Below are 16478 nucleotides of genomic sequence, written 5' to 3' on the forward strand. Positions count from 1 at the left end.
ATCTACAGTCGGATGATGATCGTCCTCGTGCACGGCAATCCCGAAGTGTCCGCCGTCTGGAACCCGCTGCGCCGTCTGCTGGACCGGGACGACGTGATCACCCTGTCGCCACCGGGCTTCGGCGTCCCGGCCTCCTCCTCGTTCCGCCACACCGTCCCGGCGTACCGGGAATGGCTGGCCGAACGTCTCGCCGCGTTCGGTGAGCCGGTCGATCTGGTCGGCCACGACTGGGGCGGCGTACACGTCCTGCAGATCGCCATGCACCACCCGGAACTGATCCGCAGCTGGGCTTCCGACGCTCTGGGGGTGCTGGCGCCCGGTTTTGTCTGGCATGCCATGGCCCAGGTCTGGCAGACCCCGGAGGAGGGGGAGGCGTCCGTGCAGCAGCTGTTCGGCGGCGACCTCGCCCAGCGCCGTCAGGTGGTCGAGCAGGTGGGCATCACCGGGGCAGCCGGTGACGCCGTCGCGGCCGAGCTGGACATGGGCATGGGGGAGGCGGTCCTGTCCCTGCTGCGGTCGGCGGCCCAGCCGGCCATGGCCCGGCTCGGTGCCGACCTGGATCAGGCCCGTGCCACACCCGGGCTGGCCCTGATCGCGGCCGACGACGCCGAGCAGAGCAACGGTACGGACGAGCAGCACCGATGGGCGGCCGAACGAGCCGGTGCGCAGGTCGCGGTGCTGGACGGGGCTGCGCACTGGTGGCCCTCGGAAAGCCCGAAGCCGGCCGCCGACGCGCTGACGGCGTTCTGGCAGAGCCTCGGGAGTCGCTGAGTCGGGGCGACCGGCTACTCGGCGTGGGCGGGTGACGGGTCGCCGGGCTTGGTGGCGTCCGGTGTGGTGGCCGGTTCTGCGGTCACCCGGTCCGCCGAACGCGGGATGAGGCCGGCCAGGACCACCATGACGACCGAGACCAGCAGCATGGCGATGAAGATGCGGTGGACGGCGTCGGTGAGCCGGGCCGGGTCGACGGCACCGTCGCCGACCACCGCGTTGGCCATCGCGCCGAAGACCGCCACGCCCAGGGCGCTGCCCAGGGAGCGGAGGAAGATGTTGTTGGCGGTGACCACGCCGCGTTCGGTCCAGCCGACGCTGGACTGGGCAGCGATCAGGGTGGGCGCGGCGACCAGGCCCATGCCGAAGCCGATGAACAGGCAGTAGCCGCCCACCTCGTAGATCGAGGACTGCTGGTCGAGCAGCAGCAACAGCGCGACGCCGACGACCACCAGCGACGAGCCGATCAGGGCGCAGCCGCGGAAGCCGACGCGGAGGTAGACCTTGCCGGCCTGGCTGGCGGAGATCGGCCAGCCGACGGTGAGCGCGCCCAGCGCCAGACCGGCGACCAGCGGACCGGCGCCGAGAGCTTCCTGGGCGTACACGGGGATGTAGGAACTGAGGCCGAGCAGGATCGCCCCGACGCCCACCGACAGGAAACCGCTGCTGAGCAGGAGCCGGCGACGGAAGATCCACAGCGGGAGCACCGGGTCGGGCGCGGAGCGCTCGACGAAGCCGAACGTGACCAGCAGCGCCAGGCCGACGCCGAGGATGGCGATGCTGTTCGGGGAGTTCCACGCCCACGCCTGGCCGCCCTCGAGAACGCCCAGGATGACCAGGGTGAGACCCGCCGCGAGCAGGGCGGCGCCGCGATAGTCGATGGCCGGGCGCCGGCGCTCGACCTGCTCGTGGAAGCGGCGCAGGATCATCGTGCCGGCCAGCAGGCAGATGGGGATGTTGACGAAGAAGATCCAGCGCCACGACACCCACTCGGAGAACACCCCGCCCAGAGTGGGCCCGACCACCGAGGCGACGCCCCACACGCTGGCGACGTACCCCTGGACCTTGGCCCTCTCGCGGACCGAGTAGAGGTCACCGATGATCGTGATGGTGGTCGGCATGATCGCCCCGGCGCCGAGGCCCTGGAGCACCCGGAAGACGATCAACGGCAGGATGCTCCAGGCCAGGCCGCACAGGATCGAGCTGACCAGGAACAACCCGATGCCCCAGAGGATCACCGGCTTGCGCCCGAACAGGTCGTTGAGCTTGCCGTAGATCGGCACCGACACGGCCTGGGCCAGCAGATAGACGGAGAACAGCCAGGGGAACTCGGTGAAGCCGCCGATGTCGTCGACGATCGACGGCACCGCGGTGGCGATGATCGTCGAGTCGATGGCGATGAGGCCGGTGGAGAGCATCACCGCGAGCAGGACCGGGCCGCGCTGGGAGCGCAGCCCCACATTGTTCTCCGTCACGGTGAAGACCTACCCCAAGCGGGCGGTCACTGCGCGGCCTGAGGGCGAGAGGAGTGCCAGATCACTCGCCGATTGAAGACACCGCGGTCGGGGCACACACCGGCCACCACCCACCGCTGGAGGCACGTCATGCGAGCTCTCATCTACACCGTTGCCGCGGTAGCCATCGTGCTGATCGTGCTCGGCCTGATCCTCAAGGCCGTCAAATGGCTCATCATCATCGGGCTCATCGCCCTGGTCGCCTCCATCGTGATGGGCGTGGTGAAGGGCCGCCGCGCTCTGCGCTGACCTCCTGACCTGCCGCTGACAGGACCCCGCTTCCGAGAAGCGGGGTCTTCGTCGTGCCTTGACTGAACTACGACTTGTTCTATTAGAATGCGAACATGTTGTTCAGGGTGTCACTGGGCAGTGGCGTGCCGCTGGCGGAGCAGATCGCCGGCAACGTCCGCCGTGCGCTGGGGGACGGCATGCTGAGCCGGGGAGACCGGCTGCCCTCCGCACGGGAGCTCGCGCAGACACTCGACGTCAACATGCACACGGTGCTGCGCGCGTACGCGGCACTGCGCGAGGACGGGCTGATCGAGCTGCGCCGCGGCAGAGGCGCGGTTGTCACCGGTGCGGTGCCGCACGAGCGGGCCCAGGCGATCGAGTCGGTGCGGGAGCTGGTCGCGGTGTCCCGCAGAGCCGGCATCGGCCTGGACGAGGCCATCGACCTGCTGCGGCAGCAGTTTGCGAGAGAGGTGAGCACATGAGGGCTGTCCGAGGGGTTCTCGGCGTGGGACTGGTGCCCGCCGCCATGATCGGCGGAGCGGCTGTGGTCACACTGGGCTGGCAAAATCGGCTCCCGGAACGGCTGCCGAACTCCGGCGGCGTCGGCGACCGGCCGGTGCTCACGACGATCGGCGTCGACACGGTGGTGGCGGTGCTGGGCGAGGCCGCGATCGCGGTGTGGCTGCTCGGACTGGTGGCGTTCGCGCTGTCCCGCGGGCTCTCCGGCGTCGGGCGGCACTGGGTGCGAACCGGTGTCCAGGTCGGAGTCTGCGGCTTCGTCGCGGCCGCGGCGAGTGCCCTGCTGATGCTGCTGGCCCCCGCACTCGACGCCCCCAGCGCCACCGACGTACGACTTTCCTGGGGTTACTTCGTCGCCTGCCTGGTGGTGCCGATGCTCGTCGCCGCTGTGCTGGGCCTGGTGGCGTACGCACTGGCCGGCAAACCGCCGACGGATCGTCCTGCCGGCGCCACACCGGACGAGCGCCTGCTCTGGTGGGAGTCGCGGGCGCTGCGTCCGGTGCTCTGGCTGAGCGGGGCACTGGCCCTGAGCGGTGTTGTCCTGGTCGCCGCCCTCGTGCCCTTGATCGGGGTCGCCGGCTGGGCCGGGGCCGCCCCGGCCGCTACCGCGCTGGTGCTCCTGCCGTTCGCCCGCTACCGGCTCGTCATCGACCAGGATGCGGTCCGGTGTGCGGTCGGGCCGTACCGCCGGCGGGTGCCGATGTCGCGGATCCTCGCCGCCGAGGAGGGATATCTGCCGGTCGGGACGTGGCTGACCCGGTCAGCCCTCCACGGCGCCGCCGCCGACCTGCCACTGCTGCCGGGCCCGGCGCTCGCTCTGCGCCTGACCGACGGCACCCGCCGTCTGGTCACCTGCCGGGACGTGCGCACCGCGGTGGAGACGGTCAACACATTGCGGCTGCGCCGGACCACGGCTCAGAGCTGACTTTCCCCGCCGTCGACGTAGAGGCTCGTACCCAGGACGAAGCTGCTCTGGTCCGAGGCCAGGAAGGCCACGGCGGCGGCCACCTCTTCGACCGTTCCGTGCCGGCCCAGCGGCACCGTCGCCCTGAACGTGGCTTTGACCGCCTCGGCGTTCTCCTCGCCGACCATCTTGGCCACGGCCGGGGTCTCGATCGCACCGGGGGAGACGGCGTTGACCCGGATGCCGCGGCCTTTGAGCTCGTTGGCCCATGTCCGCGTGAACAGGCGCAGGGCGGCCTTGCTGGCACCGTAGGCGCCGGCGCCCGCAGGTTCCCCTCGGACACACCGGGCAGGTCGTGCCGATGACCGCCGAGGACCAGATCGCGGTGTCAGGCACCCTGGACGGCGGAGCGATCCTGTCCGTCCACCACCGGGGAGGCATGCCTTCGGGCGCCGGGTTCTCGCTGACCATCGACGGCACGGACGGCCGGCTCGAGGTCACCTCCGGTGAGTTCCCGCACCTCGGGCCGGTAACGGTGCACGGCACACGCGGCGGTGGCAGGCCGGAGAAGATGACACTGCCCGCCGGCTACGACACCTTCCCCGGGCTGTCCGGAACGGTGATCCACACGCTGGCGCACGCCTACGCCGCGATCCGCGACGATCTTGTGCACGACACCGCCGTCGCTCCGGACTTCACCCACGCGGTCCAGCGCCACCGGCTCCTCGACGCGATCGTTCGATCCGCTGCCACGGGCCGGCGGACAGCGGTCAGGCGGTGATCAGCTTGTGCATGTCGAGATTGTCGTCGGCCAGCCACAGCTCGAACCAGCGCGCCAGCGGCAGGTCGAGCCGGTGCAGGGTGCTCTGGTCGAGGAACTGCACCCGGCCCTCGGGCGTCCGGCAGTCGAGCAGCGCCCACATCGCGCAGCCGAAGTCGCAGAACGCGACCACACCGGGCGTCCAGGCCGGGAAATCGTCGGGTAGGTCCTCGACGCGCCACGAGAGGTAATTCTCGAGCATGCCTTCCTCGGCCGCGTAGCCGTCCGCAACGCCCTCGATCCCGTTGAAGGGCCCGAATCCGCCGTTGGCGACCTCGAGGTAGAGCCGGCGGAGCAGCGGCGGCAGGGGATACCCGATGATGCGCTCGGCGTCGGCGACCGCCTCCTCCGTGGCCGGCTCCTGCGGGTACGCGTCCGGCACATCGGCCTGGTGACCCGATTCGACCCGGGCGGCGACGGCGTCAAAGATCTCATCCTCGGTCACAGCGGAGATCATTCCCGGCGGACCGTCGTTCTGCCACCCCGCGAGACCTGAGCAGTGGATCGGCGCGCCATTCCTCGCCGGGCCAGCGGCGCTGGTCGACATCGCCGATGGTGTCGGCGTAACCGGCGACGTGGTCCGCGAACTCCGCCGCGGTGGGCAGATGCCGGTGCGAACCCAGCCGCGCCCGGTAGAGCCGTTGCTGCAGCTGGTGTTCGGTCCACGAAGCGGTGTACGCGTGCATCGCCGAGCGGTGCGCGACCTCGCTCGTCACCATGGTCAGCAGAGCCCAGCACGACAACTCGCCGACAAGAGCCGCGTGGATGTGCCGGCCGGCGGCGTCCCCCGGACGGTCGGCGCCGATCTCCGCGACCTGGTCGATCAGATCGAGCACCTGCGCGGTCGGCTGAGTTTGGTTGACCAGCTTGGTGAACTCGGCGGGATTCCGGACCAGCATGGTGCCGAGGTACACCGCGATCGCCTCGGTGGAACCCTCGAAGATCCTGAACAACCGGTAGTCCCGGAAGTGCTGTCCCACGGTGTTGGTGTCGAGGAAACCGCGAGCGGCCAGCACTTGCAGGGCCGTGTCGATGGCGCTCCAGCCGAGCTCGCACCCCAGGATCTTCGCGCAGAAGTACCAGGCGTCGGGCACGTCACGCCCCGCGTCCAGCCACGTCGCGATGCGGGAGACCAGCGTTTCGACGGCCTGGACTCCGGCTCCGGCCTCGGCCAGCGTCTCCCGGATCCGCCCGTTCTCGGCGAGCGAACCGGTGGCGACCTCGCGGCCCTTCGTGAATCGCTGAGCCAGCTCCAGGGACCGCATGGCCGCGCCCACCGACATCGCGGCGAGCACCACACGACCGCCCATGAACGCCGCTTTGGCCGTGGCGAGGCCGTCTCCCTCGGCGCCCAGCAGCGCCGACGGGGGCACCCGCACGTTGTCGAAGTGCAGGTCGTACTGCGGCACCGCGCGCAGACCCAGGGTCAGCATCTCGGGGCCGATCTCAAACCCGGGCGTACGGGTGTCCACCAGGAAGCCGGTGATGCCCACCGGCCGGCGGCGTTCGTCGCGGAGCTGAGCGAAAACGTTGACGTAGCGCGCATCCCCGCCCAGGGAGATCCATTTCTTGGCGCCGTCGAGGGTGTACGAACCGTCGGCGTTCCTGCTCGCCTCGGTGGTCATACCGCGGACGTGCGAGCCCATGCCCGGTTCACTGATCGCGCTGGTGGTCAAGGCCTGCCCCTTGGCCAGGCGCGGCAGCACAAAATCCTGGACCTCCTCGGTCGCGGACAACAGGATCGGCGAGATCCCCAGGGTGTTGTGCACGGCGCAGAACACGGCCAGGTTGGCGTCGATGGCCCCGAGCTGGGTGAACACCCTGTTCATGTCGACGTGCGACAGGTCCTGGCCGCCGTGGCGCCGGGAAACCTGCAGACCCAGCAGACCGGCTCCGGCAAAATCCGAAACCATTCCCGGGGGTACGGAACGACGCTCGTCCAGCAGCCGGGAGTTGAGGAAGTTCCGGGCGTACTCCCGCAGGAACTGCAGTATCTCGGTGGTCGATGACGTCCCCGGCCAATCCAGTGCAGCGTCCTGACTGAGGGCTTGCGTGTCCATCGTCCGCTCCTTGGGGGATCTCATCAGAGATTCGAGGCGCGTGAAGCTCGCTGAATCTCACCGGAGGCCGCGGCTCCTCGTTGATGCCGGCGATGCCCGTCGGATGTGCAGGGGCTGACACCACCTCAGCGCGGCGCCGGCATGCCGCTGCGAAGCCCGCCCGGGCGGCTCGACCGGCCAGGTGGTGGGGGAGGAATGCGCGAGTCGTAATACGCCCTTTTGTGCCGTGGATTTACGTTCGTCTACATCCGACAGCACTCTACAGCGGAACCTTTGGTTCCTCAACGGGGTCGCGTCGCTACGCAGCGTAAGAATCTTGGGTGCGCGCGTACCACGGCCGGGCGTTGGCGTCCTTGACCAGGCACATCCCGCCGGGATGGTCGCAGAGCCCGAGGGGCAATCATCTGGCGGACGCCGACCGGTCCGTGCGCACCATCGAAGCCAACCCGGCGGATCCGAGCCGGTGCTTCAATGAGCCGCATGCGTGATCACCAGACCTGGTTGCAGCTCTCGATCGACGACCGTCGGCGCGCGGAGAAGATCGTGGCCGCTCTGCACGAGTTGGGATGCGACGAGCCGCAGTCGTGGGCCGAATCCGAGATCAGCGAGAACATTCCGCAGCTGGCCCGATATCGATTTCTGCACACGGTGTGGCCTCAGATGATCGACAGCTGGCGTGACGGCATCGACAACATCCCGGCAGCACGACGCGTTGTCGACTCCGGCGCCGGCGCAGACGACGTCACCCAGCTGGCCCGTGCAGTGGCCTACGAGACGGTCTTCGCCATGCTGTGCCATCTCGAGGACGGGGAGTCAGCCGGGGCCCTGCCGGGTTGGGCTCTGAACGAGGTCGGCGCTGCCGGACACCCGACCGGACGCCGCCTCGGCACGCTGCACGAAGACCTGCTCACGCTCGACCCGTCCGGCCAGGACGGCCAAGACCTCTGGACCTGAGACACGACCTCCCCGGGCCTCCACGGCAAGTGCGGTCGTTGGTTACTTCACCTCGCGGGCGTGGATCTGGGTGATCAGTTCGGCGGCGAGGGACTTGATCGTTTCGAGGCCCGGCCGGCCCCACGGGCGGGGTTCGATGTCGACCACGCAGACCGTGCCGAGGGCGATGCCGGTCCGGTCGATCAAGGGGGCGCCCAGGTAGGAGCGGATGCCGATCTCGTCCACCACGGGGTTGCCGGCGAAGCGGGGGTAGTCGCAGACGTCGTCGAGCACCAGGGCCTTGCGCCGGACGACGACGTGCGGGCAGTAGCCGTGCTCGCGCGTGAACACCCGGCCGGACAGGCCGGCCTGGAGAGCGGGCGGAACGGTGCTGCCGGTGTACAGGCCGCCCAGGTACTGGCGGTCCTCCTGGATGAAGTTGACCATCGCGAGCGGCGCCCGGGTGATGTCGCCGATCCTGCGCGCGAAGTCGTCGAGCTGGGGGTCGGGGCCGTCGCCCAGGCCGAGTTCGCGCAGCCGGCGCATGCGTACGGGTATTTCGGGGTCGGCCGGGGTGAGGGGGTGGTGTCCGGAAAGGTCGTAGATCATGCTGTGGCTCCGTTCGGTCATCGGCAGGCGTGCGCGGTGAGCAGGTGTTGCATCAGGCTGATGAGCACGCCGGTGGCGGATCGCCGGTCACGCGCGTCGCAGAGCATGATCGGGACGTCGGGCTTCAGGTCGAGAGCGCTGCGCAGGTCTTCCGTCTCGTACCGGCAGGCGCGGTCGAACTCGTTGACCGCGACCAGGAAGCCGATGCCGCGCGACTCGAAGAAGTCGACAGCGGGGAAGCAGTCGTCCAGGCGGCGGGTGTCGGCCAGCACGACCGCACCCATCGCCCCGCTGGACAACTCGTCCCACATGAACCAGAAGCGTTCCTGTCCGGGGGTGCCGAAGAGGTAGAGCACGTGATCCTGGCTGATCGTGATGCGGCCGAAGTCCATCGCGACCGTGGTCGTGGACTTGCGCTCGATGCCGGTCAGATGGTCGGTGCCCACGCTCGCGGTGGTCAGGAGCTCCTCGGTGTGCAGCGGCTCGATCTCGCTGACCGCACCCACGAACGTCGTCTTCCCGACGCCGAAGCCGCCCGCGATCAGCAGCTTGAGCGCGGACGGGAACCCGTCAGAGTCGTCGTTGAAGGGCATTGAGGATGGTCTCCAGTACCGCGGGGTTTGAGGCGTTGGCCATCGGGTCGGGGGAGCGGGCGTCCACCGCGCCCCAGTCCACGAGATCGGAGAGCAGGATCTTGGTGACCACCGCGGGGAGTCTCAGCCGCGCCGCGACCTCGGCGACCGTGGTGACGCTGCCGCACAGCCCGAGGGCCTGGGCGTGGTCGGGGCCGAGCTGGCCCTGCGGGTGACGGCCGGTGGCCATCACCATCGACAGCAGCTCCATCCGGGTGGTCGGTTCGGTCCGGCCGTTGCTCACCGCGTACGGGCGGATGAGGCGTCCCGCGGCGTCGTCGAACCAGTGCTCGTCGTCGGTCCCCAGCTTGTTCACCGCCCGTGCGCGCCCAGGGGATCAGGCTCGTGCCGGCTCGGCGTCGACAGGTACGGCCGGACGCTCTTGACCATCTGGGCCATCTCGTAGCCCAGGACACCGGGGTCGGCGGCCTTTCCCGCGATGACCGCGAGCACGGCCCCGGAGCCGGCCGCCGAGACGAACAGCAGGGAATCGTCCAGTTCGGCCACCACCTGCCGGACCCCGTCGCTGCCGCCGAACCGCGTGCCGGCGCTGCGGGCCAGCGAGAACAGCCCCGAGGCGACCGCGGCCAGGTGATCCGCGCCGTCGTCGTCGAGCCCGTGAGCGGCCTTGCGCAGCCCGTCGGACGACAGGAGCAGCGCGCTCCTGGTGTCCGGGACGCGGTCGATCAGGCCGGACAACAACCAGACCAGATCCTGGGACGTACGTGCGGGGTCGCTGCGCGACATGCCGGGCCTTCCTCGGGGAGCGGAGTGCGGATCAGCTGGGATTTCCGGCGTCGGGCGGGTCGGCCTCGCCCTGCGTGACACCGTTCATGAACGACGCCATCAAGCCCGGCTGGTGCTCACCGGCCGGCTCCGTGGCCGGGCGTGGCGCGCCGAGCTGCAGTTGCGGAGCCATGTGGGTCTGGCTGCGACGGCGCGGGAGCGGCGGCCGCGACGGCGTGGGCCGGGGCTGCTGCCCGGCCACGGGCACGCCGGCGATCTGGCGGGGCACTGCGGCAGCCGGACCGGCCTGACCGGACCCCTCCGCACCGGACCGGACATTGCCGCGCCCGGCGGGCCCGGGGGAGACGGGGGCGGTGGTGAAGTGGGACGACACGATCGGGCGCAGCGACTGCTGGGTGATCTCCGAGGCGCTGTCCTGGCTGTGGCTCGGCGGCCGGTCCCGCAGCGGGATCCGCTTCTGCAGCGGAGCCCGCGCCGGCACGATCGGGTGCTCCTGCGTACGGGTCAGCCGGTGCGGCCGCGGCGCCTCCGGTACGGCTTCGGGCTGAAGGCCGAGCAGCAGTTGCGGCAGGACGATCACGGCCTGGGTACCGCCGTAGATGTTGGTCTGCAGCTGCACGACGATCCCGTGCTGCCGGGCGATCATCGAGACCACGTAGAGCCCGATGCGCCCGTCGCGCAGCAGGTCGTCGAGGTCGGTGTCCTCGGGGTTGGCCAGCAGCTGGTTGACCCGGTCCAGATCGGCGCGCTGCATGCCGAGCCCGCGGTCCTCGACCTCGATGGCCACCCCGGCGGCGACCTGCTGGGCGCGCAGCAGCACCTGGGTCTGCGGCGGGGCGAACATCGTCGCGTTCTCGATCAGCTCGGCGATCAGGTGGATCACGCTGGCCACGGCGTGCCCGGGCACCGTCCCCTCGATCGGCGGCACCAGCTTGACCCGCGAGTAGTGCTCGACCTCGGCGATCGCCGAGCGCAGCACCTCGGTCAGCGCGACCGGCCGGCTCCACTGCCGGCGTGACACCGACCCGCCCAGCACGGCCAGGTTCTCCGCGTGCCGCCGGATCCGGGTGGCCAGATGGTCGACCTGGAACAGACCCTTGAGCAGGTCGGGGTCCTCGACCTCGTTCTCCAGCGCGTCGAGCATCTTGATCTCGCGGTGCACCAGCGACTGCAGCCGCCGGGACAGGTTGACGAAGACCTCGACGTGCCGGCCATCGGCGGGTGCCGCCGGCGCCCGGACGGCCTCCACCGTCTGCGCCCGCCGGAGCTGCTCGGTGAGCTGGTCGACCTGGGCACGGGCCGCGGTCAGCTCCGACCGGGTCTCGGCCAGGGCCGTCTGCGCCTCGGCGTCGCTGCTCGGCGAGCCGCTCGACCGGGTGCCGAAGTGCCGGGCTGCCCAGAGGGCGAGGAGAACAGCGACCGGCACCGCGATGACGGCGATCAGATAAGGAGAGTCGGGCATGAGCATCCTTGGTGGTGGTGATGCGGCAATGTCCGGTGTGAGGGCGTTGACTTTAGTAGGCGGTAAGCGCACCGACCAAGGCGGAAATCGCGTCCGGCATCGATCGAATGAATCGGTCGGACTCGATGCTGCCAAGTGTCATCTGAATGGGTGAACCGACGGTGACAGAAGGCCCCGGGCAGGGCTATGTTCGCGCTGGCCGCACTGTCGCCGTAATGCTGGATTCACCGATCAGGCCCACGGAAAGCTCAAGAAGAATGGTCGTCCGAGCCCGTTCACCGATCGGAGGGTTCGGCGCTTTCGATCATCGGTTGGAGCAGTTCGGACATGGTCGCTGCGGCGCGTTCGGGATCTCGGTCGACGATTGCCTCGACCAGATCGGCGTGCAGCTGCGCCAAGGCATCCGTCTCGCCGGCCACGTCGTGGAGTTGCACCTCCTCGAAGACGCCCAGCAGTCCTTCGTAGACGTCCTGCAGCATGGCGTTGTGGGTGGCGCCGACCACCGCACGGTGCAGCGCCGAGTCCGCCCGTACCCGCTCGCGGGCGTCGCCCCCGGTCCAGGCCTGCCGGCGTTCGTTCAGGAGCGTGACCAGGCGCTCGGCGTCGGCCTCGGTCCGGCGGACGGCGGCGATCCGGGCGGACGCGGCGTCGAGCGCCAGTCGCAACTCCAGGCTGTCCCGGCGGGAGGTGGCCGCAGCCCGGCGTGACACCGACGAGCGCAGGTCGGACGTCGACACCACGAAGGTTCCGCGGCCCTGCTCGCGCCGCAGGATTCCGCCCTGGACCAGGGAGGCGATCGCCTCGCGGACCGTGTTGCGCCCGGCGCCGCTCCATTCGACCAGTTCGGACTCGGTCGGGATCTTGCTGCCGAGGGGCCAGTCGCCGTCGGTGACCTGCGACCGGAACAGCTCGGTCACGCGGGTGCTGAGGGCGGAGCGGTCGAAGTTCGGGCCTGGCACGGGTGCAGCCTAACCGGCGGGTGCGGCGACGGGCCGGCACGCGGTCCAGCCGGCGGCGAGGGTGATCAGCAGGGTGGCGGCCAGCAGCACGTACGTCGCGTTCCAGTCGTCGGTGAGCTGGTTGATCGCGCCGAGCGTCAGCGGGCCGACACAGCCGATGCCGTAGCCGACCCCCTGGACCAGGCCGGACAGCCGGGAAGCGCTCTGCGGATCCGCGGCGCGGGCGCCGATCAGGGTCAGGCACAGCGGGAACGTGCTCACCCCGAGCCCGAAGGCGGTCGCCCAGACGAAGGCCCCGCCCGCCGGCGCCGTCAGCATGCCCGCGTAGCCCAGCCCCATCAGCGCGACGCACACCACGACGATCGGATAGCTGTTGCGCAGGCGTTTGGTCAGCGGCGGCACCACGAACGCAGCGATCAGCCCGAGCCCGGCGAACCACGACAGCAGCAGCGCGCTGGCCGTCGAGCTCAGCCCGGCGTCCTCCAGCATGGCCGGGAACCAGGTCACCAGCGTGTAGACGTGCAGGGTGGTCATGGCCATCAAACCGATCAAGCCCAAAACCATCGGGGTACGCCAGGAGGGGCGCGGTGCGGCCGATGCCGGTGCCGGAGCCGTACGGGCAGCCGACCGGGGTACGGCGATGAACCACAGCACGGCCGCCACGGCGGTCACCGCGGCCCAGGCGCCTGCCGCCGTACGCCAGCCGTAGGCGTGGGCCAGCGGCAGAGCGAGCAGTGGCGCGGCGAGCTGACCGACCTGGAGCAGGACCATGTACATGGTGCTGACCGCGTGCAGCCGTTCCGGGAAGTGCTGTTTCACGATCGGGATCAGGATGACGTTGGACGCGCCGACCCCGGCGAACGCGATCACCGTGGCGACGATCATGACGGCCGGCGACCACGCGACGGCCCGCAACAGGATGCCCACGGTCGTAGCGGTCACCGCCAGCGCGGCGGTGCGTTCCAGGCCGAGGCGGCGGGCCAGCGGCGGGGCGGCGAACGCGGCCACCGCAAAACAGCCGGTCACGATGGTGCCGATGGCACCCGCGACCAGCGGCCCGAAGTGCAGGTCCTCGGCGGCGTCGCCGGTCAGCACGCTGAAACCGGTCACCGCCGTCCGCAGGTTGAGGGCGGTCAGGGCGACGGCGATCAGGATGCCGCGAGCCAGCCGGGCCGGGGCGATGGTGGTGGGGGTCGACACCGGACCAGTGAAACATGGGATTATGGGATGAATCTAGAGCGGGCGCATTTTCGCTGGGAGTGAACAGCGGAAGAGGACGGCCACCGCCGAGGTTGAGCGCGACATACTCAACTTCTCGGAGGTACCGAGTGACCAGCAAGCGACTCCCCGTCCTGTTCCTCGAAGACATCGTCCTGCTCCCCGGCATGGTCGTTCCGATCGAGCTGGACGAAGCAGCACAGGCCGCCGTCGACGCAGCGCGCACCTCGGCCGGCTCCGAACTTCTCCTCGCCCCGCGGCTCGAGGACCGCTACGCGACCCACGGCGTCATCGCGACCGTCCAGCGGGTCGGCAAGTCACGCGACGGGTCGCCCGCGGCCGTTCTGCGTACGGGTGAGCGCGCCAGCATCGGCGGCGGTGTGACCGGCCCCGGCGCGGCCCTGTGGGTCGAGGTCGAACCGGTCACGGCCGGCGCGGCGACCGAGCACGCCCGCGAACTCGCCGCCGAGTACAAGCAACTGGTCGTCTCGGTGCTGCAACGCCGTGAGGCCTGGCAGGTCATCGAGTCGGTGAGCGCCATCGACGACCCCGGCAGCCTGGCCGACACCGCGGGCTGGGCGCCGTACCTGTCCAACGACCGCAAGCGCGAGCTGCTGGAGACCTCCGACGTGGAGGCCCGGCTGCGTCTGCTGATCGAGTGGACCCGCGACTTCCTGGCCGAGTCCGAGGTCAGCGACAAGATCGACAGCGACGTCCGCGAGTCGGTCGAGAAGCGCAACCGTGAATACCTGCTACGCGAGCAGCTCAAGGCCATCCGCAAGGAGCTCGGCGAGGGCGAGGCCGACGGCAACGACGACTACCGCGCCCGCGTCGAGTCGGCCGACCTGCCCGACAACGTCCGCGAGGCAGCCCTGCGCGAGGTCGGCAAGCTCGAGCGCGGCGGCGAGCAGAACCCCGAGGCCGGGTGGATCCGGACCTGGCTCGACACGGTCCTGGAACTGCCCTGGACCGTCCGTACCGAGGACACCGTCGACCTCGAAGCGGCCCGGGCCGTCCTCGACGCCGATCACCACGGGCTGGACGAGGTCAAGGAACGCATCGTCGAGTACCTCGGCGTCCGCGCCCGCCGCGAGTCCCGTGGCCTGTCGGTCGTCGGCGGCCGCGGGTCCGGCGCGGTGATCCTGCTGGCCGGCCCGCCCGGAGTCGGCAAGACCTCGCTGGGGGAGTCCGTCGCCCGTACGCTCGGCCGCAAGTTCGTCCGTGTCGCCCTCGGCGGCGTACGCGACGAGGCCGAGATCCGTGGCCACCGCCGCACCTACGTCGGGGCACTGCCCGGGCGCATCGTGCGGGCCATCCGCGAATCCGGCTCGATGAACCCCGTCGTGCTGCTCGACGAGGTCGACAAGGTCGGCAGCGACTACCGCGGCGACCCCGCGGCGGCGCTGCTGGAGGTGCTGGACCCCGCGCAGAACCACACGTTCCGCGACCACTACCTCGACCTGGACCTCGACCTGTCCGACGTGCTGTTCATCGCGACCGCGAACGTGCTCGAGACGATCCCCCAGGCGCTGTTCGACCGGATGGAGCTCATCTCGATCGACGGCTACACCGAGAGCGACAAGGTGGCCATCGCCCGCGACTTCCTGGTGCCCCGGCAGCTGGAGCGTGCCGCCCTCTCGGACGGCGAGGTGACGGTCACCGAGGACGCCCTGCGCGAGATCGCGGCCAACTACACCCGGGAGGCCGGCGTACGGTCCTTCGAGCGTCTGCTGGCCAAGACCTTCCGCAAGGCTGCCCTCAAGGAACTGCCTGTCACCATCGGCCCCGCCGACCTCAAGGACCTGATCGGCCGGCCACGGTTCATGCCGGAGTCGTCCGAGCGGACCGCGGTCCCCGGTGTGGCCACCGGCCTGGCCGTGACCGGAATGGGCGGCGACGTGCTCTACATCGAAGCCTCGCTGCTGCCCGGCGACAAGGGCGGACTGTCGGTCACCGGCCAGCTCGGCGACGTGATGAAGGAGTCGGCGCAGATCGCCCTCTCCTACGTGCGGGCGCACGCCGAGGAGTTCGGCATCTCCCCGGAGCAGCTCGACCACCCGATCCACCTGCACGTCCCCGCGGGCGCCGTGCCCAAGGACGGGCCGTCGGCCGGTGTCACGATGACCACCGCGCTGATCTCGCTGCTGCTCGGCCGCAACGTGCGCGCCGAGGTCGGCATGACCGGCGAGGTCTCCCTGACCGGCCGTGTCCTGCCCATCGGCGGGGTCAAGCAGAAGCTGCTCGCCGCCCAGCGGGCCGGCCTCACCGAGGTCTACCTGCCGCAGCGCAACGAACCCGACCTCGACGAGGTGCCGGCCGACGTGCTCAAGGCGCTGACCGTGCACATCGTGTCCGACGTCCGGGAGATCCTCGCTTCGGCGCTGGAGCCGGTGTCCACCGGCCTGGTCGCGGCAGCCTGACGAACGACGCCGTCAACAAAGAAGCCGCCCGGGCGATCAGCCCGGGCGGCCGGCGCTGTAGCCACAGCCGGGGCGCGGGTCAGGCCGGCGCGTGTTTGGCGACGTGGGCCGCGAACGGCTCCAAGCCGACTTCCGCACGCCGCTGATCCATCTGTTCCGGGTTTTCGCACGGCCACGGGACGGGGACGCCGTCGACGATGCCGGCGATCTGCGTGCCGTAGATCTGTGGGCGGCCCTCGTTGACCAGGATGCGGTCGTGCAGCATGGCCAGCTGGGTGTTGTCGCCTTTGCCCGCGTGCACCGTCTCGGTCATCAAGGCCAGCGCTCGCCGTTGCAGGTGTAGTTGCCGGTCGGCGTGCTGTGCCACCAGCCACGCTCTGCGGGCTGCTTCCCGGCCGACAAGTTCTGCGGTGGGCCAACCGTGATCGTCGATGATTTCAGCAAGGCGATCGCCGTTGCGGACGGTGACTCTTCGATGGGCCAGTTGGGCGGTGAAGTCGTCGCTGAGTGCGCCGGGCTGCAGCCGCCGGTCCTCGTTGGTCATGTCGATCAGTTCTTGGGCGAGCGCGTCGTTGACCATGTCCGGCACGCTAGACGAGTGGAAATCCCTGCCTCTCCACCCCGAACATTATATTTATTGACGTCGATATTAAATACTTGTAGAGGCGGACGAGGCGGG

The 16478-nt window shown here is 70.0% G+C and carries 19 protein-coding genes; 7 read left to right on the plus strand and 12 right to left on the minus strand.

Annotated features, from left to right (window positions below; all coding sequences use genetic code 11):
- The first annotated feature begins 15 nt into the window (after positions 1-15).
- Complete coding sequence (locus AFR_RS13475; protein ID WP_202963995.1) at positions 16-771, plus strand: alpha/beta fold hydrolase; 756 nt, start codon at positions 16-18, stop codon at positions 769-771.
- A gap of 14 nt (positions 772-785) precedes the next feature.
- Here the strand turns inward: AFR_RS13475 and AFR_RS13480 are convergent, their stop codons facing one another.
- On the minus strand, positions 786-2246 hold the full coding sequence (locus tag AFR_RS13480; protein ID WP_041840839.1) for an MFS transporter: 1461 nt from the start codon (positions 2244-2246) through the stop codon (positions 786-788).
- A 129-nt stretch (positions 2247-2375) separates the two neighbouring features.
- Between AFR_RS13480 and AFR_RS46075 the strand changes: the two genes are divergently transcribed.
- From AFR_RS46075 to AFR_RS13490, 3 genes are all read left to right on the plus strand, one after another.
- Entirely contained in the window at positions 2376-2534 is a 159-nt protein-coding gene (locus tag AFR_RS46075) for a hypothetical protein (RefSeq protein WP_148307952.1), read from the plus strand.
- Positions 2535-2629: 95 nt separating this feature from the next.
- The gene (locus tag AFR_RS13485) at positions 2630-2998 is read left to right on the plus strand and encodes a GntR family transcriptional regulator (protein WP_023361024.1); all 369 of its coding nucleotides are present in this window, start codon (positions 2630-2632) and stop codon (positions 2996-2998) included.
- Positions 2995-3960 (plus strand): hypothetical protein, encoded by a 966-nt coding sequence (locus tag AFR_RS13490; protein ID WP_148307953.1) that lies wholly within the window; start codon positions 2995-2997, stop codon positions 3958-3960. Before AFR_RS13485 ends, AFR_RS13490 begins: the two co-directional genes overlap by 4 nt.
- On the opposite strand, the gene AFR_RS13495 is transcribed toward AFR_RS13490, so the two are convergent.
- Positions 3951-4331 (minus strand): SDR family oxidoreductase, encoded by a 381-nt coding sequence (locus tag AFR_RS13495; protein WP_084298007.1) that lies wholly within the window; start codon positions 4329-4331, stop codon positions 3951-3953. The two genes, AFR_RS13490 and AFR_RS13495, sit on opposite strands and share 10 nt — an antisense overlap.
- Between AFR_RS13495 and AFR_RS13500 the strand changes: the two genes are divergently transcribed.
- Complete coding sequence (locus AFR_RS13500) at positions 4301-4720, plus strand: Gfo/Idh/MocA family oxidoreductase (RefSeq protein WP_023361027.1); 420 nt, start codon at positions 4301-4303, stop codon at positions 4718-4720. The two genes, AFR_RS13495 and AFR_RS13500, sit on opposite strands and share 31 nt — an antisense overlap.
- Here the strand turns inward: AFR_RS13500 and AFR_RS13505 are convergent.
- Positions 4710-5204: an SMI1/KNR4 family protein gene (locus AFR_RS13505; protein ID WP_023361028.1), complete on the minus strand. Its 495-nt coding sequence runs from the start codon at positions 5202-5204 to the stop codon at positions 4710-4712. The two genes, AFR_RS13500 and AFR_RS13505, sit on opposite strands and share 11 nt — an antisense overlap.
- Positions 5191-6819 carry an acyl-CoA dehydrogenase family protein gene (locus AFR_RS13510; RefSeq protein WP_023361029.1) on the minus strand — a complete coding sequence of 543 codons (1629 nt, stop codon included), beginning with the start codon at positions 6817-6819 and terminating at the stop codon, positions 5191-5193. The genes AFR_RS13505 and AFR_RS13510 overlap by 14 nt, the downstream gene beginning before the upstream one ends.
- A gap of 480 nt (positions 6820-7299) precedes the next feature.
- Between AFR_RS13510 and AFR_RS13515 the strand changes: the two genes are divergently transcribed.
- Complete coding sequence (locus AFR_RS13515; RefSeq protein ID WP_023361030.1) at positions 7300-7773, plus strand: hypothetical protein; 474 nt, start codon at positions 7300-7302, stop codon at positions 7771-7773.
- A gap of 42 nt (positions 7774-7815) precedes the next feature.
- Here the strand turns inward: AFR_RS13515 and AFR_RS13520 are convergent, their stop codons facing one another.
- The 7 genes from AFR_RS13520 to AFR_RS13550 all read right to left on the minus strand — a co-directional run bounded on the left by AFR_RS13520 (position 7816) and on the right by AFR_RS13550 (position 13361).
- Positions 7816-8361, minus strand: a complete 546-nt coding sequence (locus AFR_RS13520; RefSeq protein WP_023361031.1) for a GAF domain-containing protein — start codon at positions 8359-8361, stop codon at positions 7816-7818.
- A gap of 17 nt (positions 8362-8378) precedes the next feature.
- Positions 8379-8954, minus strand: a complete 576-nt coding sequence (locus AFR_RS13525; protein ID WP_023361032.1) for a GTP-binding protein — start codon at positions 8952-8954, stop codon at positions 8379-8381.
- Positions 8932-9309, minus strand: coding sequence for a DUF742 domain-containing protein (locus AFR_RS13530; protein WP_023361033.1), 378 nt, complete (start codon positions 9307-9309; stop codon positions 8932-8934). The genes AFR_RS13525 and AFR_RS13530 overlap by 23 nt, the downstream gene beginning before the upstream one ends.
- Entirely contained in the window at positions 9306-9740 is a 435-nt protein-coding gene (locus tag AFR_RS13535) for a roadblock/LC7 domain-containing protein (protein ID WP_023361034.1), read from the minus strand. The genes AFR_RS13530 and AFR_RS13535 overlap by 4 nt, the downstream gene beginning before the upstream one ends.
- Positions 9741-9771: 31 nt before the next feature.
- Positions 9772-11202 (minus strand): sensor histidine kinase, encoded by a 1431-nt coding sequence (locus AFR_RS13540; protein WP_023361035.1) that lies wholly within the window; start codon positions 11200-11202, stop codon positions 9772-9774.
- A 275-nt stretch (positions 11203-11477) separates the two neighbouring features.
- Entirely contained in the window at positions 11478-12161 is a 684-nt protein-coding gene (locus tag AFR_RS13545; protein WP_023361036.1) for a FadR/GntR family transcriptional regulator, read from the minus strand.
- 9 nt (positions 12162-12170) lie between these two features.
- Positions 12171-13361 carry an MFS transporter gene (locus tag AFR_RS13550; RefSeq protein ID WP_023361037.1) on the minus strand — a complete coding sequence of 397 codons (1191 nt, stop codon included), beginning with the start codon at positions 13359-13361 and terminating at the stop codon, positions 12171-12173.
- Positions 13362-13546: 185 nt separating this feature from the next.
- Here AFR_RS13550 and lon point away from each other — a divergent pair, with 185 nt between their 5' ends.
- Positions 13547-15799, plus strand: a complete 2253-nt coding sequence (gene lon / locus AFR_RS13555) for an endopeptidase La (protein ID WP_238547360.1) — start codon at positions 13547-13549, stop codon at positions 15797-15799.
- A gap of 79 nt (positions 15800-15878) precedes the next feature.
- On the opposite strand, the gene AFR_RS13560 is transcribed toward lon, so the two are convergent.
- Positions 15879-16379, minus strand: coding sequence for a DUF6624 domain-containing protein (locus AFR_RS13560; protein WP_041840840.1), 501 nt, complete (start codon positions 16377-16379; stop codon positions 15879-15881).
- Between the last annotated feature and the right edge of the window lie 99 nt (positions 16380-16478).

The sequence above is a fragment of the Amorphoplanes friuliensis DSM 7358 genome (assembly GCF_000494755.1).
GTDB classification, from domain to species: Bacteria; Actinomycetota; Actinomycetes; order Mycobacteriales; family Micromonosporaceae; genus Actinoplanes; species Actinoplanes friuliensis.

Bases quoted from the DNA above. Each gene is read 5' to 3' on its own strand.
- AFR_RS46075 (WP_148307952.1), top strand. From the start codon at position 2,376: ATGCGAGCTCTCATCTACACCGTTGCCGCGGTAGCCATCGTGCTGATC.
- AFR_RS13515 (WP_023361030.1), top strand. From the start codon at position 7,300: ATGCGTGATCACCAGACCTGGTTGCAGCTCTCGATCGACGACCGTCGG.
- AFR_RS13525 (WP_023361032.1), bottom strand. From the start codon at position 8,954: ATGCCCTTCAACGACGACTCTGACGGGTTCCCGTCCGCGCTCAAGCTG.
- AFR_RS13475 (WP_202963995.1), top strand. From the start codon at position 16: ATGATCGTCCTCGTGCACGGCAATCCCGAAGTGTCCGCCGTCTGGAAC.
- AFR_RS13520 (WP_023361031.1), bottom strand. From the start codon at position 8,361: ATGATCTACGACCTTTCCGGACACCACCCCCTCACCCCGGCCGACCCC.
- AFR_RS13510 (WP_023361029.1), bottom strand. From the start codon at position 6,819: ATGGACACGCAAGCCCTCAGTCAGGACGCTGCACTGGATTGGCCGGGG.
- AFR_RS13560 (WP_041840840.1), bottom strand. From the start codon at position 16,379: ATGGTCAACGACGCGCTCGCCCAAGAACTGATCGACATGACCAACGAG.
- AFR_RS13500 (WP_023361027.1), top strand. From the start codon at position 4,301: ATGACCGCCGAGGACCAGATCGCGGTGTCAGGCACCCTGGACGGCGGA.
- AFR_RS13540 (WP_023361035.1), bottom strand. From the start codon at position 11,202: ATGCCCGACTCTCCTTATCTGATCGCCGTCATCGCGGTGCCGGTCGCT.
- AFR_RS13535 (WP_023361034.1), bottom strand. From the start codon at position 9,740: ATGTCGCGCAGCGACCCCGCACGTACGTCCCAGGATCTGGTCTGGTTG.
- AFR_RS13485 (WP_023361024.1), top strand. From the start codon at position 2,630: ATGTTGTTCAGGGTGTCACTGGGCAGTGGCGTGCCGCTGGCGGAGCAG.
- AFR_RS13490 (WP_148307953.1), top strand. From the start codon at position 2,995: ATGAGGGCTGTCCGAGGGGTTCTCGGCGTGGGACTGGTGCCCGCCGCC.
- lon (WP_238547360.1), top strand. From the start codon at position 13,547: ATGGTCGTTCCGATCGAGCTGGACGAAGCAGCACAGGCCGCCGTCGAC.